The sequence below is a fragment of the Streptomyces sp. NPDC051364 genome (assembly GCF_040682115.1).
Lineage (GTDB): Bacteria > Actinomycetota > Actinomycetes > Streptomycetales > Streptomycetaceae > Streptomyces.
The window spans coordinates 221,835-241,705 of sequence record NZ_JBFBAH010000009.1 but is presented as its reverse complement, the minus strand read 5'-3'; the positions used below and the strand labels follow the sequence as shown (position 1 = coordinate 241,705).

Here is a 19,871-nt window from a genome sequence, read left to right as displayed (position 1 = left end):
TGCCCGATACCTGGGAGACCGTCGAGCGCGGCCCGGATAACGGTTATCCGGAAGAGGAACCTGAAGAACTTTCCGGAGCCTGCGGAGGATAGCGCCGCGCCGAGGCGTCCACCTGGGCGAGCCGCCGCATGGCCACCAGCATCGCGTCCCCCAGTACGGTGCCCACCACCACCCGCTCCACGAGTTCCTCCGGCCGCTGCCGGCGGGCCACGAAGGCGAGGTCGGCGGAGGCGACCAGCTCGGCGGCTGCCGCGAACTCGTCCAGGTGGTCGAGGTAGTCCTCGTGCCCGACCGACAGGACGGAGCCCATCGCGGCGGTGAGGGCCTCCACCGCCGGGTGCTCCGGCCCGACCTGCCAGCCGCGCCGAGTGATCAGCTCGCCGGCCATGGCCCGGGCCCGGGTCCGTACGGCGCTGTCCGAGTCGACCGGGTCGGGGACGGCGACGTCCACAGCCCGCGCGGCCGCACCCAGGAGCTTGTGCACCGGGCGCTCGTGGTCCTCCACCGCCTCGACCACCTTGCCGACGGAGGCCAGCGGCAGCCCGCCGATGTCGGTGAGGGCGCGGATCAAGTGCAGGCGGCGCAGGTGTGCTTCGCCGTACCGGGCCTGGTTCGGGCTGGTCAACTCCCCGGCCGGGGGCAGTCCTTCACGCAGATAGAACATGCCGTTGCTGGCGCTGGCGCTCGCCTACGCGGCCCGGCGGTACGGATGGGCGGCCGACACGGGGGTGCGGTCGCGCCTCGTACGGGTGGCGGGGCTCGGGTACGCAGGGGTGGTCGGGCTGACGACCTGGCAGGCCTTGCGCGGGCAGCCGCTGACCTCGCCCGACGTGCTGACGCTGGGCGCCGCCGGGGCGCTGGCCGCAGCGGTGGCCGTGGCGGCGGCGGTGGTCCTGCTGGCAGGGGCCGCGCGGGGTCGGGGCGGTCCGGGCGGAGCCGGCGGCCCGGGTGATCGGCCCGAGGCTCTGGCCGGTTCCGGGCTCCGCGACTGAGCGCACACCGGGCCGGCCGGTGAGGGGTCCCACGTCCGTGTCCGGGCGTGGGACGCCTTCCGTTTCCGGACCTTGCTCTACAGCAGCGGAGCCAGTGCCTCCGTGGCCGCGCGCAGGGCCGGCGCGTACGCCTCGATCTCCTCGCGGGAGGCGAGAAAGGTGAGCGTGGTGACGCTGACCCCGCCGACCGGCCGGCCTGCCGGGCCAGGGATCGCGGCGCCGATGCACCGGATCGTCGGCTCGTTCTCCTCGTCGTCCACGGCGAAGCCCCGGGCCCGGACCGCCTCCAGCTCCGCCAGCAGCGCCGCCGGGCCGGTCAGCGTCCGCGGCGTGCGGCGCGGCAGCCCCGCGCCCGCGATCAGCGCCCGCACCTCCTCCTCGGGCAGGTCCGCCAGGATGGCCTTGCCGATGGCGGTGCTGTGCAGCGGCATCCGCATCCCGACCCGGGAGGCCGTCTGGAAGGGCTGGTCGCTCTCCAGCTTCCGGATGTAGGTGAGCGTCTCCCCGCTGTGCAGCGCGAGGTGGACCGTCTGGCCGGTGGCCTCGCGCAGCTCGCCGAGGATCCGCCCGATGCTCTGCGGCTCGCTGCCGCTGACCAGGGCGGACAGCCGGCGCAGCCGGGGGCCCACCCCGTACCGCGATTCGCTTTCCGGGCGTACGAAACCCTGCTCGATCAGCGAGGCGAGGATCCGGAAGGTGCTCGACTTCGGCACGGCCGCGGCCGCCACCACATCGGTGAGCCGGTGCGGCCCGCCGGGCGCTGCCACGGCCTCCAGGATCCGCATCGACTTTTCCAGCGCCGTGCCGGCCGCCGAGGTCCGGCCACCGCGCGCGGGGCCCTCGGCCTCGTCCGTCGTGTCCCCGTCGTCGTGCATGTGCTCTCCCAAGGCAGGGCGGGTGGGGGTAGGGTCTGCGAGAAGCGTTCCGGTACACGGTACAGCGTGCCATTACGTGGAAAAACTGTCCTGCGTGGACGGCAACTGCCGCCGGGCACAGATGGAGGGGTCCCTTTGTCCTGCCACCCGTACGACGCCATGGCCGCCCAGTGCCTGCTGCCGGTGCTGCGCAACGCCGACGCGGACGAGGCCGTCCACCGGACCACCGCCCTGCTGGCCGCCGGCTGCCGCACGGTCGAGCTGACCACCTCCACCCCCGGCTGGGCCGAGGCCGTCGCCCGGACCGCCCCGCTCGCCGACGCGCACGACCGGCCCGCCCTGATCGGCGTCGGCACCGTCACCAGCGCGACCGAGGCCGAGACCGCCCTCGACGCGGGTGCGGCCTTCCTGATCTCCCCCTACCCGGCCCCCGAGGTCCGTGCCGTCGCCGCACGCCGCCGGGCGGTCTTCGTCGAGGGCGGCTTCACGCCGGGCGAGATCGCCTCCGCCGTCCGGTCCGCGGGCGCCGCCAAGGTGTTCCCGGCGCACGTCGGCGGCCCCCGGTTCATCCGCTCCCTCAAGGCGGTCCTGCCCGAGGCACTGTTCATCCCGACCGGCGGCATCCGGCCCGGCGAGATCCCGGAATGGCTCGCGGCCGGGGCTGCCGCCGTCGGCATCGGCAGCGGCCTGCCCGACGATCCGGATGAACTGGCCGCCGTCTTCGCCGGGCTGGCCCGGCCATGCTGCTCCGGCTGCTCCGGCTGCTCCGGCGCGGGGCGCTGAGCATGGCGCCCGCGCCCGTTACCGGCTACGACGTACTCGTACTGGGCGAGGTCCTCGTCGAGATCCATGCCGACAGCGCCCTGAGCGAAGCCGCCGACGGCACCGAGGCCCGGATCTCCTACTCCGGCGACGCCCTCAACGCGGCCGCCGCCGCCGCGGCCGCCGGGGCACGGACCGCCCTGCTCACCGTCGTCGGCGACGACGAGCTCAGCGTCCCGCTGCTGCACCGCGCGGCCGAGCTCGGCGTGGACGTCTCCCACGTACGCCGCGCCCCGCGCCCCAATGGCGCCTACCTGCTCGGCTCCGACACCGAGGGCGACCGGGCCTTCGTCTACTGGCGCACCCACAGCGCCGGTTCCACCCTCTCCACCCGGCACATCGAGTCCTGGCGGGACCTGCTGACCGGCGCGAAGGCCCTCGTCACCAGCGGGATCACCGGCGCACTGTCCCCGAGCAGCCGCGACGCGGTGGTGGCCGCCGCCGAGGCCGTGCACGACGCCGGCGGGCACGTCACGTACGACCCCAACTTCCGTCCGCGCCTGACCGGTCGGGCCGAGGCACGGGAGCTGCTCGGCCGGATCGCCCCGCTGACCGGGCTGCTCAAGACCTCCTGCCCGGCCGACGCACAGGCCCTGGTCGGCACCGGCGATCCGCGCACCGCCGCCGCCCGCTACCGGGCCCTCGGCGCCCGTACGGTCGTCGTCACCGCGGGCGCCGACCGGCTGCTGCTCGACGACGGCACGCGGGCGGAACACCATCCCGTACCCGTCAACCCGGCTCCGGTCGACGCGACCGGAGCCGGGGACTGCTTCACCGGCACCGCCACGGCCCGGCTCGCCCTGGGTGACCGCCTCGCCGACGCCGTCGCGTACGGCATGGCGGCCGCCTCCCTGTCGGTGTCCGGCCGCGGTGGCACGGGCCACGTTCCCGCGTTCCCCGAAACGGCAGCCCTGGCCGCCGCCTACCCCCTAGGCGGCTTCGAGTAGCGCGATCTCCTCCGGGGACAGCCGCAGCGCCCCGGTGGCGATGTTCTCGACCAGGTGGTCGGGGTTCCCTGTGCCCGGGATGGCCAGGACGTGCGGACCGCGGTTCAGGGTCCAGGCGAGCCGCAGCTGCGCCGCCGACACGCCGTGGGCCTTGGCCACGGTCCGTACCTGCTCGGCCTCCTCCGCGACCACCCCGGCCTCCTTGCCCGCGCCGGCGATCGCAAAGAACGGGACGAAGGCGACGCCCTGCTGCCCGCACGCGTCGAGGAAGGCGTGGTCCTCGGCCGGGGAGCCGATCCCGTACGGGTTCTGCACGCACACGACCGGCGCGATGGCCTGCGCCTCGGCGAGGTGGTCGGGCCGTACGTTGGACACGCCGAGGTGGCGGACGAGCCCGGCCGTACGCAGCTCGGCGAGGGCGCCGAAGTGCTCGGCGATCGAACCGGTCGTCTCGCGGCGCGGTACACGCAGGTTGACCACGTCGAGGTGGTCCCGGCCCAGCTGGCGCAGGTTCTCCTCGACCTGCCCGCGCAGCTGCTCGGGGGTGGCCCACCACCACTCGCCGGCGGAGTCCCGGCCCGGACCCACCTTGGTGGTGATGACGAGGTCGTCGGCGTACGGGGCCAGGGCCCGGTTGATCAGCTCGTTGGCGGAGCGCAGCGGAGAGAAGTAGAAGGCAGCGGTGTCGATGTGGTTCACGCCGAGCTCGACGGCCCGGCGCAGTACGGAAGTCACCCGTTCACGGTCGCTGGGGGAGCCGTCGGCGAGCTGCGTCAGGCGCATGGCGCCGAAGCCGATGCGGCGGACGGTGAGGTCGCCGAGCCGCCACGTGCCGGATGCTGCCGCGGTGATCGTTTCGGAGGTCATGGGGTGAGGTTAACCGGCTCGGCGACCCAGCCCGCGGCGAGCACCAGGCGGGAGGTGCGGTGGACGGCGAGGAAGCCGAAGGGCCGGCGGAAGGCGACCTCGGCACGGCGGACCCGGTACCGGTAGCGGGGAGCGGCGCAGCCCGCGGCCGAACCGACAGCGGTCACGGCCGCGGCTTCGAAGCCTTCGGCGTGGAAGCGGGCCATCGCCGACTGCCGGGCCGAGTTGACGGCCAGCGGGTCGGAGCTGATCCCGGGGAAATGCCCGGAGCCGGTGTCCGCAGCGGTGTGCAGGCCGAACAGCAGGGCGTGGTCGAGGAGATCGTGGTCCGCGCTGACATCGAAAGCCACCGTCTCGACCCACAGACAGGGTTCACGATCCGGCGACCGGACCGTCCCGATGCGCAGCCCCGGCCCCGGCTTTCCCTCGGGAAGCAGGCTCGCGCCCGCCGACGGCACGGCCCGGGTGACGACGGCGGCGCCGGCGGCGAGCACATCCCCCGGGTGGGCGGCGGGCTCGCCCAGCACCAGGTGGACGTCCACCCCGCCGTCGCCGACCACTTCGAGCAGTGTCACCGGGCCGGTCGGCGTGTGTGCCACCCGGGCGCGGTCCAGGAGGGAGGTGCTGCGGTACAGCGCGAGCGCCGACCGCCCGGCCCACGGGCCCTCGGACAGATCGACGGCTCCGGTTCGGAAGGGCTGGATCCACTTCAGCCGCAGCGCGAGCGCCGAGGCGAGGACCAGCAAGGTGTCCCTCTCGATGGACAGGGGCATCCGCTCGATCAGCCCGCCGGTCCGGTCCGCCGCCCACCCGTCGAGGGCCTTGCGGTCGGTGTCCTCGTCGCCGGTCAGGGTGCCGCGGGCGCCGTCCGGGAGTCCGGCCGACCAGGGTTCGTGCAGGGGGAGGTCCGCCTTGGCCCACAGCCCGGTGGCCGCCTGGAGGCCTCGTACGCCGGCCAGATCGGCCAGCAGCTCCCGGGCGGTCGCGGCCGCGGACTCGGCGGATATGCCGAGGGCTTCGGCGAGTTCGGTGCGGGCCGGGCCGCCCGCGCCGTCGGCGAGGAACGCCAGCAGGGGCCAGATCCCGGCTGCTGTGAGGACGGTGCCCTTGTCGCCGGTCACCGCCTGCCGGGCCCAGCGCGTGGTGAGTCGGTTGACCGCCCGTACCGTCGTGTTCCTCATGCCGGGGAGCGTACGTGGTGGGGCGCCGCCGGGCCGGGTCGTTTTCCGCGGCCCGGCGGCGCCGGTCTTGTGGCCGGTCAGCGGCCGTGCAGGCCCCGGTCGACGGCCGTCATCAGCTCGCCGTCGGCGGTGTCCGCGTCCAGCGACCAGAACATCGCGCCGCCCAGGCCGTTCTCGCGGATGTACCCGGCCTTGTTCCGCAGCACCTGCGGGTCGTCGTACGTCCACAGGGTGCTGCCGTCGAACAGCCAGGCGTGGCCGCCGCGCCGGTCGCGGTAGACCTTGTACGTGCCCGAATCGGCGAGCTTCTTCAGCGCCTTGTAGTCCTCGTACCCGGCCGCCCAGGTCGCCGGGGCGGGGCCCGTCGCCGGCTGCCCCATGCCGTCCCCGCCGCCGCTGACACCGGTCCAGCCCTGCCCGTAGAACGGCATGCCCATCACCAGCTTGTGCGCCGGCGCCCCTCGGTGGCGCCAGGCCTCCACCGTGCCGTCCACGCTGAAGTCGCCGCGGGCGTGGAGCGCGGACTGCTGGGCGGTGGTGGGTTCGCCGGAGACGTGGAGGTCGTAGCCCTGGAGGGTCACGAAGTCGAGGTCGCGCATGATGCGGCGGACGTCGAAGCCTGCGTCGATCTTGGCGGGGGCGGTCGGGACGAAGGCGGTCAGCTCGTACTTCTCCTGCCGCTTCTGGCTGCTCGCGTACGCATCGAGCTGCGTACGGAACTCCTTGACCAGCGCGGCGAAGTTCTGCTTGTCCTCCGGCCGGAACTTGGTGTCCGTGTCACCCTCCGAGCCGGGCCATTCCCAGTCGAGGTCGATCCCGTCGAAGACGCCGGCCGCCGCGCCCGCGCCGCCGCGGGCGCCGTCCTGCGGCAGATTGCCCTTGATGTAGAGGTCGATGCAGGACTGTACGAGGGCCTTGCGCGAGGCCGGGGTGAGCGCGGCGTCCGAGAAGTGTGTGGACCAGCTCCAACCGCCCAGCGAGAGCAGGACCTTGAGGCCCGGGTGCTTGGCCTTGAGCTCGCGCAGCTGGTTGAAGTTCCCGGCGAGCGGCTGCTCGGCGCTGTCGGCGACCCCGTCGACGGAGTTCGCGGTGTCGAGCGGGCGCACGTAGTCGGCCCAGGGGTCGGCCTCACCCGGCACGTTCCCGGTGAAGCACTTGCCCTCCGCGCTGATGTTGCCGAAGGCGTAGTTGATGTGGGTGAGCTTGCCGGCGGTGCCGCTCGTCTCGAGGTCCTGGACCTGGAAGTCCCGTCCGTAGACGCCCCATTGGGTGAAGTACCCGACCCGCTTGTACGAGCGGTCGTGACCGCTGTCGCCCTGCGCGGCGACGGCGGACGGTGCGAGGGCGGTGAGCAGGGAGAGCGAACAGGCGGCGACGGCCAGCCTGCCGAGCATGCTGCGGCGCATGGGCTTCCTTTGCGGATACGGGAGCGGTGCGGGGACGCGTGCGCGGTGCATGCCGGAAACTATTGGTCTGGACCAGAGCGGTCAAGGGGGTGTCCGAAACTCGGGCCGGCAGGCCTCAGGAGAGGCTCCAGTGGCCGACGTCGTCGGCGAGGCCGGAGTCCAGCGCGAACTGGACCGCGGCGAGGGCGGCGTCGTTCGGCAGCCGGAAGGTGACGAAGCCGAGCGCCGAACCGCCGGGGGCGAGGGTGACGGTGTCGGGGAACGCGGGGCCGGCGGTGGTCGCGGTGTTGGAGCCGGTGAACCGCTGCCCGTCGGAGTCCAGCAGGTGCGAGGACTTCGCGGGGGAGTCCTGGTACACGGCGGTGCCGGTGTTCTCGAGCCGGAACTCTACGGCGACCAGCCGATCGCAGTCGGAGTCGGAGTCGGAGTCGGAGTCGGAGTCGGAGCCCGCGGGCGCGGGCGCGGGCGCGGGCGACGGCGCGGGCTCCGCGGGGTCGACAGCCCGGGTGAGGGTGACGTCGAGGTGCTGTCCGGGATCGGTGCCGGAGAGTGGGATCGTCTCGCCGGAGCCGTCCGGGCCGAGGGCGCCGAGCAGGGCGGGGGCGAGGAGGGCGAGCACGGTCAGGGGCGTTCGGAGGCGACGCGGTGGGCGGGGTCGGCGCATGGCGGAGCCTCCTCCCTGGGTTCCCCTGCCCACGATCCTCCGCGCCCCCCGGTCCCGCCACCTGCGGGCGCCGCGCCCGGCCTCGTAGCCTGGGCTCCGCCCCACGGAAGGAGCTCCCGCCGATGCGGACCCCGTCAGAGCCCCCGCCCCTGTTGCTCGAATCCGGCGATCCGCTCGCCGTCGCCGTCACGGCCGCGATCCAGGAGGGCGACGTACCGGAGCTGCGGCGCCTGCTGGATGCGCACCCCGGGCTCGCGGCGGGCCGCATCGTCGAGCGGGGTGCGGCCGCGGGCGAGCGCAGCCTGCTGCACATCGCGACCGACTGGCCCGGGCACCGTCCTGTGACGGCGGAGGTGATCGGCACCCTGGTCGCCGCCGGAGCCGACCCGGCGGCCCGGTTCATCGGGGCGCACGCCGAGACCCCGCTGCACTGGGCTGCCGGCAATGACGACGTGGAGGCGGTCGACGCCCTCGTCGCGGCCGGCTCCGACATCGCGGCGCCGGGCGCGGTCGTCGGCGGTGGCACCCCGCTCGCGGACGCCTGCGCCTTCGGCCAGTGGCGGGCCGCCCGCCGACTCCTCGAACTCGGGGCCCGCCCCGACCTCCAAGAGGCCGCCGCCCTCGGACTGCTCGACCGTGTCACGGAGTTCCTCGCGGCCGGTGTCCCGCCCGCCGAAGATCTCACCAGCGCCTTCTGGTCCGCCTGCCACGGAGGTCAACTCCCCGCCGCCCAGTACCTCCTGTCTCACCGGGTGGACGCCGACTGGATCGGGTACGGCGGCCTGACCCCGCTGGACATCGCTCTGACCAGCGGAAACGAGTCCCTGATCGACTGGCTTCGAACTGTCGGCGCCCACACGCGGGCCGAACTTCCACCCGCATGACCCATGAATTCGTTTGGATCTTCGCCGCGCTCCGTGTCAGAGTTGGTCTCACCGAAGGGGTGTAGCTCAGCTGGTCAGAGCGCTGGTCTCCAAAACCAGATGTCGCAGGTTCGAATCCTGCCGCCCCTGCAAGCAGTACGCGCCGTCGGGCCCGTCCCCTCCACAGGGGCCGGGCCCGACGGCGTTTCACCAGCGGGAGCGTGCGCGGCCGCCTGGCCGCGCACCCGCCCCGCAGGCCATGCGGCGCATGACCGCCTGAGCAGGTGGCTGGGCTAGGCCGTGGGCTCCACGTAGCCGTACGGGCGGGTGATGATCTCCATGCCGTGGCCCGACGGGTCGAGGAAGTAGACGCCGCGGCCGCCGTCGTTGTGGTTGATCTCGCCGGGCTGCTTCATGTGCGGGTCGGCGAAGTACGGGACCCCGCCCGCCCGGATCTTCCCGAACGACACGTCGAATTCCTCCTCGGAGACGAGGAACGCGTAGTGCTGGATGGTGATGGACTCGGCCGGGGCGGTTGCGAAGTCGAGGGTGACGCCGTTGGCGGTTTCGACGGGGATGAACGGGCCCCACTCGGTCCCGACCTCGAGGCCGAGGATGTCCGCCAGGAACTCGGCGGCCTCCCGGTTGTTCCGGGAGTGGACGATCGTGTGGTTGAGCTGTACTGGCATGAGTGAATGCCTCCGCAAGGCACATCACGGGCACCTCCATGTCTCACCCGGTCGGTGACCGACACGCGATGCCGTGATCACGATCCTAAACACCACTTCCGGGTCGAGTCCACCGCATTCCGGTCATGGCGAACCCCCGTACACGGCTTTGACGTTGTCCTGGGCGGGATGCGTCCGCCCCGCCGGGCCCGCCGCGAACGCCCGCAGCAGGTTCTCCGTCACCCGGGTGGTCAGCGCGCCCGCCGTCGCGTCGAGGCCGTGGTTGGCCCCGCTGCGGCCGTCGCCCGTGGCGTCCAGGGCCTCCACCCAGCGCATGGTCCCGGTCGCGAACACGCCCGCGCCGCTCGGCACCGTGTAGTACGCCGTGTCCTGGTGGCTGGGCCGGCCCTCGCACACCACGGGGGAGTGGGCGAGGATCTCGATCGGCCGGGGCGTCGGGAAACCGGTGTTGACCTTGTCGTACTCCACCCCCACCAGGTGCGCGAAGCGGTCGCCCGCCTTGACGCCGGTGCCCTCGAACAGCCAGTGGCCGGGGTGGGTCACCACGTACGGGGCGTCCACCGGGTAGCCGTCGTAGATCACACCGAGCAGCGAGCTCTCCGGCTCGGCGCCGGGCGCCGAGCGGAAGTCGACGGTGGCCGGGTGGCCCCGCTTGAATCCGGGGTCCTGGTCGTAGGAGGACTTGTAGCAGACCACCGTACGGTCCGGCCCGAGATCGGTGGGCTCCAGCCGGATCCGGCGGAAGCAGCAGTTCGCCCCCAGGATCGCGATGTTGGTCCCGGCGTCCCGGGCGGCGGTGAAGTGGGCCCGCTGCTCGGGTGACCAGTACTCGTCGTGGCCGAGGGAGAGCACGGCCGCGGCCCCTTCCAGCAGGCGCTTCTCCCGCGCCACGTCGGTGGTCGTTGCGTAGGCCAGGGGGATGCCGAGCCGTTCGGCGAGGGCGAGGAGCGGGGCCTCGTACACGAGGAACAGGCCCGCGCCGTCGTCGTACTCGTACGGCCGGTCGAACGTGACGGAGAGGGAGCGCGACGCGTAGCCGCCGCTGGGCCCGTCGTAGCTGCCGTATCCGCCCCACCGGTTGTACGCCTGCCAGGTCGCCACCGCGTTCACCACGACCGTACGGCCGGCGCTCGCCGCCGAGCGCACGGTGACCGGGACGAAGCGCTGGCCCTCGCCGCCCTGTGCGTCGAGCCGCAGCAGGTAGCAGCCCTCCGGCCAGTCCTTCGTGTCGACGGTGGTCGTACGGGGCCACCGGGTGCGGACCATCCGGGTCGCGGAATCCACCGTGTGCTCGGGCCGGCGTACGCCGGGCAGGGCCTCGGACCGCCACACCAGCCGGGCCCGGGCGCCGCCGTACCAGCCCATCCGGTAGGCGGAGACGGTGAACCGGGGCGCGGTGGTGGACACGTGCAGGCCGAAGGACTCGCCGGGCAGGACGCTGACCTTGTCGGCGAAGCCCTCGATGGCCCGGGCCGGGCCGGCCTTGGTCACATGCCAGTCGCCGTTCCCGGGCCTGGCGTTTTCGGCCTTGACGTCGAAACCGGCCGGCCCGCCCTTGCCGCCCGGTCCGCCGGGCGTGGCCCCCTTGTCCTTGCCTGCGGCCCCGCCGTCCGCCCCCTCGGCGGCTCCGTTCGCGCAGCCCGCCACGGCCCCGAGCCCGGCGGCGGTCGCGGCACCCGTCGCAATCGCGAGGAACCGCCGCCTGCCCGCGCCGTCGCCGTTCCCGGCCCCGGCTATGTACTCCTGATCCATGGAGGGCACGCTATGTCACGCTTGACGCCCCTCTGCTACCGGCCCGACCGTCCTCCCCGTCAGTCCGCCCCGCGCCTCTCCCGGCTCACCCCAGCCGCACCACCACCTGCTGGACCGCCCCCGCAGCCGCGGTGAGGTCCCCGAAGCCGAGCCGCAACTGCGCGCCGGTGGCCTCCGAGAGGAGGCTCGGCGGCCGGGTCAGCACCGCGGTGACGGGGCGGTTCCAGACCAGGGTCAGCGAGGTCAGCGCGCGGGCGGGGTCCGAGACGCACACCGCGGCCGTCCCGTCCGGTCTCTCCCGCACCGTCACCGAACAGGGTGCTGCCGCCTCCAGCGGGCCGGCCGACCCGGCCTGCCAGAAGTTGACCCCGGTGAAGCCCAGCGAGGGCACCGAGACGCCCTGGGCCGTGTCCGAGTTGGCGAGTACGGACAGCCACCCCGCAGTGGCGGCCCGGGCGGCTGTCCGGGCCACCGTCGCCCCCGGCATCACCTGGTGGACGTACCCGGCGCCGGCCGGGTCCTTGCCGTGGTCGTACCAGAGGGTGAGGTAGCGCCGGGTCAGGGCCGTGGTGGATCCGCCGCGGTTGACGTCGCTCCATCGGCCGGTGCGCGCCTCCCGCAGGGCCTTGAACGACCCCGGGCCCGACATCACGTACCCGCCGAAGCCGGCGAGGTGTGCCCAGCCGGGGGAGGGGAAGGCCGCCGACCAGCCGAGGGCGGTCGGCAGGACCGTACCGCCCACGGTCAGGGCATGCGTGCCAGTGGCGCCGAGATTGCGGTTGTCAACCACCGTCTCGACCGCGGCCCCGTCCGAGCAGCGGATCCCGGCCCCCAGGCAGACGATGGTGTCGTCGAGGAAGAACCAGGATGTGCGAGCCGTGAGCGTGCTGCCCAGACCCCGCAGGTGCTGGCCCAGCGAGGCGAACTCCCCGTCGGTCGAACCGCCCACCCAGGCCGCGTCGGGCCGGGACGCCCCCCAGTCACCGCCGGCACCGTCGGCGAGCACCTTCCGCGACACGGTGGTCCCCGGCAGCCGGTACGGGTCCACCGTGGGCCAGAAGGCGTCCGAGTACTGGCCGTTGCCGTACATGGCTCCCCACCAGGAGAGCATCCCGCTCCCGGTGTGCCAGCCGCGCAGGTTCTCCCCGTTGCCCGTCTCGTAGTGGGCGATCCGCTTCGAGGCCATGGACAGCGAGGCCGCCCAGCCGGGCCGCCGGTGCGTGGCCCGGTCCATGGATGCGAACAGCCGGTGCCCGACCGGCTCGGGCAGTGCCGTGACCGACGCGTCGGACTCGACGTCCGCCAGCCGGGCGAGGGAGGACAGCGCGAGCGCCGTGTCCGCGAGCGGGGGACTGTAGTAGTCCCGGGCCATCCACCCCTTCACCAGCCCGCGCCAGCGCGCCCGCTCGGCGGTGCTCGCGCCCTCCGCGAGGAGCAGGATCGTGGCGAGCACCGCATGCCCCCGGGCATGGTCGTCCTGCTGGACCTGCCGCGGGTCGGCGACCAGCAGACCCCGGCTCACCGCCCGCCCCGATACGGCGTCCATGACCAGCCCGTTGAACAGGAACGGCGCCCAGGCCCGCTCCACCGCGTCGAACGCGATCTGCGCCCCGGGATCCGTGACCTGCCACGCAGTGCCCTTCAGCAGAGCGAACAGCAGCCCCAGCCCGCCGAGCAGCACCGCCCCGTACGTCCCCGTGTACGGCACCCAGGTGTGCTGGACGAACGACCCGTCCCGGTAGAGCCCGTCACCCGCGGTGACGTACGGGAACACCGGCGCGAGCGCGTCCCGAGCCAGGGCGATCTTCGCCGAGTCCCCGCCGACCACGCCGCGCAGCGCCAGCACCCGGCACAGGTCCACCCGGTTCGCCCCCGTACTGGTCCCGGTGTACGAGCCGACGGCCGAGTCCGGGACGAAGTGGTCGACGGCCGCGCAGAAGTCGGCGAGGCGGGCGGCCGGCAACTCCTCGTACAGCAGTACGCACAGGTCCAGCAGAGCCTGCGGGGCGCCGATCTGCCAGCAGTACCAGTTGCCATACCGCACCTGGCCGGCGTGGTAGACGTCCGCGTGCAGATGCTCCAGCCCGGTCAGCAGGGCCGTGCGCAGCGCACCGTCCCCGGTGAGCCCGGTCCCGGGCCGGACGTAGGCCTCGGCCATCGTCCGCAGCCGGTAGTAGCTCTGCATCATCATCTCGGGGTCGCTGCCGTACCCCAGGTCGGGCCAGAGCGAGCCGGCCGCCGGAGCCATGGCGGAGCGCCAGCCGCCGGCCAGGGCGCCGAGATCGGCCAGTCTCGAACGGAACGGCTCGGCCGCGGCCGGGATGCCGCCGCCCAGGAAGAGACCGCGCCACACCGCCCTCATCGCGTCGTGGACCTCGTCCGCCGGCGCAGCCCCCGCCGGCGCAGCCCCCGCCGGCGCGGCGGGTGCTCCCAGCAGGAGCGCACCCCCGCCCGCGGCGGAGAGGAAGGCGCGCCGGCTCCACACATCTGTCATCGCTTGCTCCTGGTCCGATCCCGTACCGATGTCCTGACCGGCCCCCGCCGGCCCGTTCCTTGCCCCACCCGGCCTGCCTCACGCCACGTGCTCGCGGTAGCGGTCGATCACCTCCCTCAGCACCTCGGAGCCGTCCCGTGCCCACAGCCCCGGATGGAAGATCTCCACCTCCACCGGGCCCCGGTAGCCGGCCTCGTCCGCCAGCTCCCGGAACGCCCGCAGATCGATGCATCCGTCGCCCAGCTGCCCCCGGCCCAGCAACACCCCCTCGGGGAGCGGGGTCACCCAGTCGGCGACCTGGACGGACACGATGCGCCCGCCCTCTCCCGCCCGGCGCAGATCGGCCGGCAGCCGCTCGTCCCACCACAGGTGGTACGCATCGGCGACCACCCCCACCTGCCGCGCCGGGAACTGCTCGGCGATGTCCAGCGCCTGGCCGAGGGTGGAGACCACACAGCGGTCCGAGGCGAACATCGGATGCAGGGGCTCGATCCCCAGCCGTATCCCGTGCGCGGCGGCGCACGGGGCCAGTTCGCCCAGGATGTCGGCGATCCGCCGCCGCGCACCCACCAGGTCCCGGTCGCCGTCGGGCAGGCCCCCCGAGACCAGGACCAGCGCGTCGGCGCCCAGTTCGGCCGCCTCCTCCACGGCCCGCCGGTTGTCCTCGAGGGCCGCCGCCCGCCCCGCCGGATCGGCGGCGGTGAAGAACCCGCCGCGGCACAGTGAGCTGACGCGCAGCCCGGCCCCGGCGACCAGCTTCGCCGTCTCGCGCAGCCCGAACTCCCGGACCGGATCCCGCCACAGCCCGACCGCGCCCACCCCGGCCTCCGCGCACCCGGCGACCAGCTCGGGCATCGACCACTGCCGGACCGTCTCCTGGTTGAGGCTGAACCGGGCCGGTGCCGGCCCCCGGCTCATGACGCCACCCCGTACACCCCGAGGAGCTGCCGCATCCGCGCCTCTGCGAGCTCCGGATCGGGGAACAGACCCAGCAGATCGGCCTGTTCGTACGCGGTGGCCAGATGGGGGAGCGGCCGGGCCGACTGCAGCCCGCCCAGCATCGTGAAGTGCTCCTGGTACCCCGCGAGCCAGGCCAGCAGCACCACCCCCGTCTTGTAGTAGCGGGTCGGCGGGGCGAACAGGTGCCGGGACAGCGCCACCGTCGGATCCAGCAGCTCCCGGAACCCCGCAGGATCGTCCCGGTCCAGGGCGAGCGCAGCACGCGCGGCCAGCGGGGCGATCGGGTCGAAGATGCCCAGCAGTGCATCACTCGCCAGATCTCCGGCCCCCTCCCCGGCGATCAGTTCGGGATAGTGGTAGTCGTCGCCCGTGTAGCAGCGGACGCCAGGCGGGAGTCTGCGCCGGATGTCCCGCTCCCGCTCCGCGTCCAGCAGCGAGACCTTGACCCCGTCCACCTTCTCCGGGCAGTCGGCGATGATCTTCAGGAGCACCTCGGTGGCCGCGTCGAGATCGCCGTGGCCCCAGTACCCGGCCAGCTCCGGGTCGAACATCGGGCCAAGCCAGTGCAGTACGACCGGCCGGGTGCTCTGCCGCAGAAGTCTCCCGTACACCTCCAGGTAGTCCTCCGGGCCGCGTGCTGTGGCCGCCAGGGCGCGTGAGGCCATCAGTACGGCCCCCGCCCCGCAGGCCTCGATGTGCGCGAGCTGTTCCTCGTACGCGGCGGTGATCGCGGCCGGCGAGTGCCCGCCGCCCGGGGGGAGCTGGTCGGTGCCCGCGCCGCAGACGATCCGGCCGCCCACCGCCCGGGCCTCGGCGGCCGACCGGCGGATCAGCTCCGCCGCGGCCGGCCAGTCCAGGCCCATCCCGCGCTGCGCCGTGTCCATGGCCTCCGCGACCCCGAGGCCCTGCGCCCACAGCCGGTGCCGGAAGGCCAGCGTCGCCTCCCAGTCCACCACCGGACCGGCCTGCGCCGAGGCGGCGAGGGGATCCGCGACCACATGCGCGGCCGCATAGAACCTGCGGCTGCGCGCCGGACCGCAGACCAGCGGCGCGAGCGGATCGGTACGCGGCCGGTGCAGGCGGTACCCGCCTTCCGCCGAGGGCAGCCGGATGCTCACAGGACCACCTCCGGCACCGGCAGCCGCCGGCCCTCCGCCGAGGACCGCAGCCCCAGCTCGGCGAGCTGCACCCCACGCGCACCGGCCAGCAGGTCCCACTGCCAGGGCTCGTCGAGTACGACATGGCGCAGGAACAGCTCCCACTGCGCCTTGAAGCCGTTGTCGAAGGGGGCGTTGTCCGGGACCTCCTGCCACTGGGCGCGGAACGCCTCCGTCTGCGGAAGATCGGGATTCCACAGCGGCTTGGGCGTCGCCCCGCGGTGCTGGATGCGGCAGCCGCGCAGCCCGGCGACCGCCGACCCGTGCGTCCCGTCCACCTGGAACTCCACCAGCTCGTCACGGTGGACCCGTACCGCCCAGGAGGAGTTGATCTGCGCGACGGCACCGCCGTCGAGCTCGAAGACGCCGTACGCGGCGTCGTCCGCCGTCGCCTCGTACGGTTTGCCCTCCTCGTCCCAGCGGCGGCCGATGTGCGTACGGGCCAGGGCCTGCACCGTGCGGACCCGGCCGAACAGCTCGTGCAGCAGGTACTCCCAGTGCGGGAACATGTCGGCGACGATGCCCCCGCCGTCCTGCGCCCGGTAGTTCCAGGACGGACGCTGGGCCGGCTGCCAGTCACCCTCGAAGACCCAGTACCCGAACTCCCCGCGCACGGACAGGATCTCACCGAAGAAACCGCCCTCGATCAGCCGCTTCAGTTTCAGCAGCCCCGGCAGGAACAGCTTGTCCTGGACCACGCCGTGCTTGACCCCGGCCGCCGAGGCCAGGCGGGCCAGCTCCAGCGAGGACGCGAAGGTCAGGGCGGTCGGCTTCTCGCAGTACACGTGCTTGCCCGCCGCCACGGCCTGGCGGACCGCGGCCTCGCGGGCGCCGGTGACCTGGGCGTCGAAGTAGATCTCGACCTCGGGATCGGCCAGCACGGCCGCCAGGTCCGTGCTGACGTGCTCCAGTCCGTGCTCCTCGGCGATGGCCCGCAGAGCCGGGTCCCGGCGCCCGACCAGTACCGGCTCGGGCCACAGCACCCTGCCGTCGCCCAGATCCAGCCCGCCCTGCTCGCGCAGGGCGAGCAGCGAGCGGACCAGATGCTGGCGGTATCCCATCCGCCCGGTCACGCCGTTCATGGCGATCTTGATCGTCCTGCGCTCCACGGTGTCCTCTCCTTCGTGCCGGCTCTTGGTCTTCTTCGCGTTCGCTCGTGCGTCATGCTGGAAAGCCCGATAGAAAGCGCTTTCACTCCCATTAGGCTAGGGTCGGGAATCCTGGGCGCGCAACACTCATTCGGGTGATGGAAAGCGCTTTCTGAATCGGGGAGTATAGGAGGGGCACACACCGGATGAGACGATGACCCGGGACGAGCAGGAGGGGGTGCAGGATGGCGGTGACTCTCGCCGAGGTGGCGGCGCACGCAGGTGTATCGCCCGCGACGGTCTCGCGGGTGCTCAACGGCGGATACCCGGTGGCCGGGGGCACCCGGACCCGCGTGGAACAAGCCGTCGAAGATCTCGGCTACGTGGCCAACGGCCCCGCCCGCGCCCTCGCGGCCGCCACCTCCGACCTGGTCGGCGTCCTCGTCCACGACGTCGCGGACAGTTTCTTCGGCATCCTCGCCGGATCCCTGCAGAGCGCCCTCGCGCCGACCGGCCGGGCGGACGCCCGCCGGCTCGCCGTCGTCTGCAACACCGAGGGCGCCCCCGCGGCCGAACTCGCCTACCTCACCCTGCTGGAAGGCCAGCGGGCCGGCGGGCTCGTCCTGACCGGCGGCGCCGTGGAGGAGCCCGGGCACACCGCCGCGCTCACCTCCCGCATCACCCGGATGGCGGGCACCGGCGCTCCCGTCGTCCTGTGCGGTCGGCCCCCGCTGCCCGTACCCGCCGCACTGCCTGTGGCCACCGTCATGTTCGACGACCGAGGAGGCGCCTTCCGCCTCGCCGGGCACCTGCTGACACTCGGCCACCGGCGCATCGCGTACGTGGCCGGCCCGCCGGGGCTGAGCACCACCCGGGAGCGGCTCGGCGGACACCGCGAGGCACTGCGGCGCCACGATCCGGGTCTCCCCGCAGCCTGCGACCCGCTCACCGTGCACGCCGGCTTCGAGCGCTCCGCCGGCTACGACGCCACCCGCGAACTGCTGCGCCGCGGAGAAGCCTTCACGGCCGTCGCCGCGGCCAACGACACCGTCGCCACCGGCGTGGCCGCGGCCCTGCGCGAGGCCGGACTGCGCATCCCCGAGGACGTCTCCGTCGCCGGCTTCGACGACCTCCCCTTCTGCGTGGACACCGCCCCCGCGCTCACCACCGTCCGGGTGCCGCTGCGCGAGGCGGGCATACTCGCCGCCCAGCTGGTCACCGGCCGCAGACCGCTGCCTCCGGGCGGCATCACCACCCTGCCCACCGAGCTCATGGTGCGCGGATCCACCGCGCCGCCCCCGGCCGACGGGAGCCTTCCGTGAGGTACGCCTTCTCGACGCTCGGCCTGCCCGGCACGCCGCTCGACCGGAGCGCCGCCCTCGCCGCCGCCCACGGCTACGACGGCCTCGAACTGCGCGCCCACCCCGAGGAGCCCCTGCACCCCGGCAGCCCGCCCGCCGACCGTGCGGCGGGTCTGCGCACCCTCATCGCCGCCGGAGTCGGCGTCCTCGGGGTCGCGGGCTACACCCGGGTGGCCGCCCCCGGCGCGGACGAGCCGGTCCTCGCCGAACTGCACGGCCTGGTCCGGCTCGCCGCCGACCTCGAAGCCCCCTACGTCCGGGTGTTCCCCGGCGGAGCCGAGCAGCCCGCGGCCGTCGCCGATGCGCACGCGGTACGCCGGCTGGCCGCCGCCGCACCGTTCGCCGAGCGGCACGAAGTGCGGATCCTGCTCGAGACACACGACTCGCACCGGACCGGAGCGGCCGCCGGGCGGGTGCTGGACCGGGTCGCGCATTCCAGCGCGGGCGCGCTGTGGGACGTACTGCACACCTGGCTCGGGGGCGAGTCCCCGGCCGAGACGCGGCGGGCCCTGGCCCGGCACCTCGGCTACGTACAGGTGAAGGATGTGGCGTCGGCGCAGGAGCTCACCCCCCTCGGGCTCGGCGCCGGAGCGCTGCCGCTCGCCGAGGCGGTGGCCGCCGTACCGCCGGACAGCTGGCTCTGCTGGGAGTACGAGAAGCGCTGGTATCCCGGCGCCGCCGAGCTGCCGGGGCAGCTGGCGCGGGGCCGGGAGTACCTGGAGAGCCTGGTGGCGACGGCGACGGCGACCGCGACGGCGACTGCGCCTCAGGCCGAGTAGACGAGCCGCCCGCGGTCGACGGCGTAGCGGAAGCCCAGGCCCATGGCGTACCGCTCCAGCTCCTCGACCGCCATTGCGGCCAGCCGGTCCAGCTCCCCGCCCAGCGAGCCCGCCACATGCGGGGTGAGCAGCACGTTCGGGAGGTTGTACAGCGGGGAGCCGGTGGGCAGCACCTCGGGCTCGGTGTGGTCGAGTACGGCGTGCAGCCGTCCCGCGACCAGTTCCTCGGTCAGCGCCACGGTGTCGACGAGCGAGCCCCGCGCGGTGTTGACGAGCGTCGCGCCGTCCGGCATCAGCGCCAGCCGGGCGGCGTCCAGCAGATGGCGGGTCTGGGGGAGCGCGGGAGCGTGCAGGCTCACCACGTCGCTGCGGCGCAGCAGTTCGTCGAGCGCGCAACACTCGCCGCCCAGAGCGGCGAGCTCGGCCGGGTCGGCGTACGGATCGTGGACGAGCACCCGCAGGTCGAAGGGGCGCAGCAGCCCCATGACGCGCCGGCCGATGAGCGAGGCGCCGACGATGCCGACGGTGCGGTGGTAGTTGCCGACGGCCGGGTAGCGGCGCAGCAGGTCGATCGGGCCGCGCGCCGCCCGGTAGGCGTGGGCGGATTCCAGGACCCGCTTGTTGGCGAACAGGATCGCGGCGAGCGTGTACTCGGCGACCGGCACGGCATTGGCGGCGGCGGCGCTGGAGACCAGCAGCCCGCGCTCCCAGCAGGCCTCCGTGACATGCTGTTTGACGCTGCCGGCGGCATGCACCACGGCGCGCAGCCGCGGCATCCGGTCCAGCGCCTCGGCGTCGAGCGGCGGACAGCCCCAGCCGGTGAACAGCACCTCGGCCTCTGCGAGGCGGCGGTGGAGCTCGGGCTCGTCGTGGTCGAAGCCGGTCAGCAGCAGATCGGCGTCCACATCGGCGACCCGGACGAGCGCGGGCAGCATCCGGCCGCTGAGGACGGCGGCCCGGGTGCCGGGGCTCAT

19 protein-coding genes and 1 tRNA gene are annotated in these 19,871 nt (G+C 73.8%); 7 read left to right on the top strand and 13 right to left on the bottom strand.

Annotation, left to right across the window (positions count from 1 at the left end; all coding sequences use genetic code 11):
• Positions 1-43: 43 nt before the first annotated feature.
• Complete coding sequence (locus tag AB0M76_RS21390) at positions 44-664, bottom strand: MerR family transcriptional regulator (protein WP_365954350.1); 621 nt, start codon at positions 662-664, stop codon at positions 44-46.
• Between AB0M76_RS21390 and AB0M76_RS21385 the strand changes: the two genes are divergently transcribed.
• On the top strand, positions 663-992 hold the full coding sequence (locus tag AB0M76_RS21385; RefSeq protein ID WP_365954349.1) for a hypothetical protein: 330 nt from the start codon (positions 663-665) through the stop codon (positions 990-992). The genes AB0M76_RS21390 and AB0M76_RS21385 overlap by 2 nt on opposite strands.
• Positions 993-1,069: 77 nt before the next feature.
• Here AB0M76_RS21385 and AB0M76_RS21380 read toward each other — a convergent pair whose 3' ends face one another.
• Complete coding sequence (locus AB0M76_RS21380; RefSeq protein WP_365954348.1) at positions 1,070-1,867, bottom strand: IclR family transcriptional regulator; 798 nt, start codon at positions 1,865-1,867, stop codon at positions 1,070-1,072.
• Between the two features lie 135 nt (positions 1,868-2,002).
• Here AB0M76_RS21380 and AB0M76_RS21375 point away from each other — a divergent pair, with 135 nt between their 5' ends.
• Positions 2,003-2,650: a bifunctional 4-hydroxy-2-oxoglutarate aldolase/2-dehydro-3-deoxy-phosphogluconate aldolase gene (locus AB0M76_RS21375; RefSeq protein ID WP_365954347.1), complete on the top strand. Its 648-nt coding sequence runs from the start codon at positions 2,003-2,005 to the stop codon at positions 2,648-2,650.
• The gene (locus AB0M76_RS21370; protein ID WP_365954346.1) at positions 2,608-3,636 is read left to right on the top strand and encodes a sugar kinase; all 1,029 of its coding nucleotides are present in this window, start codon (positions 2,608-2,610) and stop codon (positions 3,634-3,636) included. Before AB0M76_RS21375 ends, AB0M76_RS21370 begins: the two co-directional genes overlap by 43 nt.
• On the opposite strand, the gene AB0M76_RS21365 is transcribed toward AB0M76_RS21370, so the two are convergent.
• From AB0M76_RS21365 to AB0M76_RS21350, 4 genes are all read right to left on the bottom strand, one after another.
• On the bottom strand, positions 3,619-4,503 hold the full coding sequence (locus tag AB0M76_RS21365; protein WP_328619479.1) for an aldo/keto reductase: 885 nt from the start codon (positions 4,501-4,503) through the stop codon (positions 3,619-3,621). The genes AB0M76_RS21370 and AB0M76_RS21365 overlap by 18 nt on opposite strands.
• Positions 4,500-5,684 carry a serpin family protein gene (locus AB0M76_RS21360; RefSeq protein ID WP_365954345.1) on the bottom strand — a complete coding sequence of 395 codons (1,185 nt, stop codon included), beginning with the start codon at positions 5,682-5,684 and terminating at the stop codon, positions 4,500-4,502. Before AB0M76_RS21360 ends, AB0M76_RS21365 begins: the two co-directional genes overlap by 4 nt.
• Positions 5,685-5,761: 77 nt before the next feature.
• Positions 5,762-7,090: a glycoside hydrolase family 18 protein gene (locus AB0M76_RS21355; protein ID WP_365954344.1), complete on the bottom strand. Its 1,329-nt coding sequence runs from the start codon at positions 7,088-7,090 to the stop codon at positions 5,762-5,764.
• 115 nt (positions 7,091-7,205) lie between these two features.
• A complete protein-coding gene (locus tag AB0M76_RS21350) occupies positions 7,206-7,754 on the bottom strand; it encodes a hypothetical protein (protein WP_365954343.1) in 549 nt (182 codons plus the stop codon).
• 122 nt (positions 7,755-7,876) lie between these two features.
• On the opposite strand from AB0M76_RS21350, the gene AB0M76_RS21345 reads away from it, so the two are divergent.
• Together AB0M76_RS21345 and AB0M76_RS21340 are read left to right on the top strand one after the other, a co-directional pair.
• Positions 7,877-8,638, top strand: coding sequence for an ankyrin repeat domain-containing protein (locus AB0M76_RS21345; RefSeq protein WP_365954342.1), 762 nt, complete (start codon positions 7,877-7,879; stop codon positions 8,636-8,638).
• A 55-nt stretch (positions 8,639-8,693) separates the two neighbouring features.
• Positions 8,694-8,767 (top strand) — tRNA-Trp (locus tag AB0M76_RS21340).
• A gap of 143 nt (positions 8,768-8,910) precedes the next feature.
• On the opposite strand, the gene AB0M76_RS21335 is transcribed toward AB0M76_RS21340, so the two are convergent.
• The 6 genes from AB0M76_RS21335 to AB0M76_RS21310 all read right to left on the bottom strand — a co-directional run bounded on the left by AB0M76_RS21335 (position 8,911) and on the right by AB0M76_RS21310 (position 16,778).
• Positions 8,911-9,306 carry a VOC family protein gene (locus AB0M76_RS21335; protein WP_365954340.1) on the bottom strand — a complete coding sequence of 132 codons (396 nt, stop codon included), beginning with the start codon at positions 9,304-9,306 and terminating at the stop codon, positions 8,911-8,913.
• 123 nt (positions 9,307-9,429) lie between these two features.
• Positions 9,430-11,058 (bottom strand): N,N-dimethylformamidase beta subunit family domain-containing protein, encoded by a 1,629-nt coding sequence (locus AB0M76_RS21330; protein ID WP_365954339.1) that lies wholly within the window; start codon positions 11,056-11,058, stop codon positions 9,430-9,432.
• A gap of 85 nt (positions 11,059-11,143) precedes the next feature.
• The gene (locus tag AB0M76_RS21325) at positions 11,144-13,552 is read right to left on the bottom strand and encodes a polysaccharide lyase 8 family protein (protein ID WP_365954338.1); all 2,409 of its coding nucleotides are present in this window, start codon (positions 13,550-13,552) and stop codon (positions 11,144-11,146) included.
• A gap of 78 nt (positions 13,553-13,630) precedes the next feature.
• Positions 13,631-14,470 carry a sugar phosphate isomerase/epimerase family protein gene (locus AB0M76_RS21320; protein WP_365954337.1) on the bottom strand — a complete coding sequence of 280 codons (840 nt, stop codon included), beginning with the start codon at positions 14,468-14,470 and terminating at the stop codon, positions 13,631-13,633.
• Positions 14,467-15,630: a dihydrodipicolinate synthase family protein gene (locus AB0M76_RS21315; protein WP_365954336.1), complete on the bottom strand. Its 1,164-nt coding sequence runs from the start codon at positions 15,628-15,630 to the stop codon at positions 14,467-14,469. Before AB0M76_RS21315 ends, AB0M76_RS21320 begins: the two co-directional genes overlap by 4 nt.
• Entirely contained in the window at positions 15,627-16,778 is a 1,152-nt protein-coding gene (locus AB0M76_RS21310; RefSeq protein WP_365954334.1) for a Gfo/Idh/MocA family oxidoreductase, read from the bottom strand. The genes AB0M76_RS21315 and AB0M76_RS21310 overlap by 4 nt, the downstream gene beginning before the upstream one ends.
• 224 nt (positions 16,779-17,002) lie before the next feature.
• Here AB0M76_RS21310 and AB0M76_RS21305 point away from each other — a divergent pair, with 224 nt between their 5' ends.
• Both AB0M76_RS21305 and AB0M76_RS21300 read left to right on the top strand, forming a co-directional pair.
• Positions 17,003-18,079 (top strand): LacI family DNA-binding transcriptional regulator, encoded by a 1,077-nt coding sequence (locus AB0M76_RS21305; protein WP_365954333.1) that lies wholly within the window; start codon positions 17,003-17,005, stop codon positions 18,077-18,079.
• The gene (locus AB0M76_RS21300) at positions 18,076-18,897 is read left to right on the top strand and encodes a sugar phosphate isomerase/epimerase family protein (RefSeq protein ID WP_365954332.1); all 822 of its coding nucleotides are present in this window, start codon (positions 18,076-18,078) and stop codon (positions 18,895-18,897) included. Before AB0M76_RS21305 ends, AB0M76_RS21300 begins: the two co-directional genes overlap by 4 nt.
• On the opposite strand, the gene AB0M76_RS21295 is transcribed toward AB0M76_RS21300, so the two are convergent.
• Positions 18,885-19,871, bottom strand: coding sequence for a hydroxyacid dehydrogenase (locus tag AB0M76_RS21295; RefSeq protein ID WP_365954428.1), 987 nt, complete (start codon positions 19,869-19,871; stop codon positions 18,885-18,887). The genes AB0M76_RS21300 and AB0M76_RS21295 overlap by 13 nt on opposite strands.

Bases quoted from the DNA above. Each gene is read 5' to 3' on its own strand.
- AB0M76_RS21380 (WP_365954348.1), bottom strand. From the start codon at position 1,867: ATGCACGACGACGGGGACACGACGGACGAGGCCGAGGGCCCCGCGCGC.
- AB0M76_RS21320 (WP_365954337.1), bottom strand. From the start codon at position 14,470: ATGAGCCGGGGGCCGGCACCGGCCCGGTTCAGCCTCAACCAGGAGACG.
- AB0M76_RS21350 (WP_365954343.1), bottom strand. From the start codon at position 7,754: ATGCGCCGACCCCGCCCACCGCGTCGCCTCCGAACGCCCCTGACCGTG.
- AB0M76_RS21365 (WP_328619479.1), bottom strand. From the start codon at position 4,503: ATGACCTCCGAAACGATCACCGCGGCAGCATCCGGCACGTGGCGGCTC.
- AB0M76_RS21360 (WP_365954345.1), bottom strand. From the start codon at position 5,684: ATGAGGAACACGACGGTACGGGCGGTCAACCGACTCACCACGCGCTGG.
- AB0M76_RS21335 (WP_365954340.1), bottom strand. From the start codon at position 9,306: ATGCCAGTACAGCTCAACCACACGATCGTCCACTCCCGGAACAACCGG.
- AB0M76_RS21295 (WP_365954428.1), bottom strand. From the start codon at position 19,871: ATGAGCCCCGGCACCCGGGCCGCCGTCCTCAGCGGCCGGATGCTGCCC.
- AB0M76_RS21330 (WP_365954339.1), bottom strand. From the start codon at position 11,058: ATGGATCAGGAGTACATAGCCGGGGCCGGGAACGGCGACGGCGCGGGC.
- AB0M76_RS21385 (WP_365954349.1), top strand. From the start codon at position 663: ATGCCGTTGCTGGCGCTGGCGCTCGCCTACGCGGCCCGGCGGTACGGA.
- AB0M76_RS21345 (WP_365954342.1), top strand. From the start codon at position 7,877: ATGCGGACCCCGTCAGAGCCCCCGCCCCTGTTGCTCGAATCCGGCGAT.
- AB0M76_RS21305 (WP_365954333.1), top strand. From the start codon at position 17,003: ATGGCGGTGACTCTCGCCGAGGTGGCGGCGCACGCAGGTGTATCGCCC.
- AB0M76_RS21325 (WP_365954338.1), bottom strand. From the start codon at position 13,552: ATGACAGATGTGTGGAGCCGGCGCGCCTTCCTCTCCGCCGCGGGCGGG.
- AB0M76_RS21390 (WP_365954350.1), bottom strand. From the start codon at position 664: ATGTTCTATCTGCGTGAAGGACTGCCCCCGGCCGGGGAGTTGACCAGC.
- AB0M76_RS21370 (WP_365954346.1), top strand. From the start codon at position 2,608: ATGCTGCTCCGGCTGCTCCGGCTGCTCCGGCGCGGGGCGCTGAGCATG.
- AB0M76_RS21355 (WP_365954344.1), bottom strand. From the start codon at position 7,090: ATGCGCCGCAGCATGCTCGGCAGGCTGGCCGTCGCCGCCTGTTCGCTC.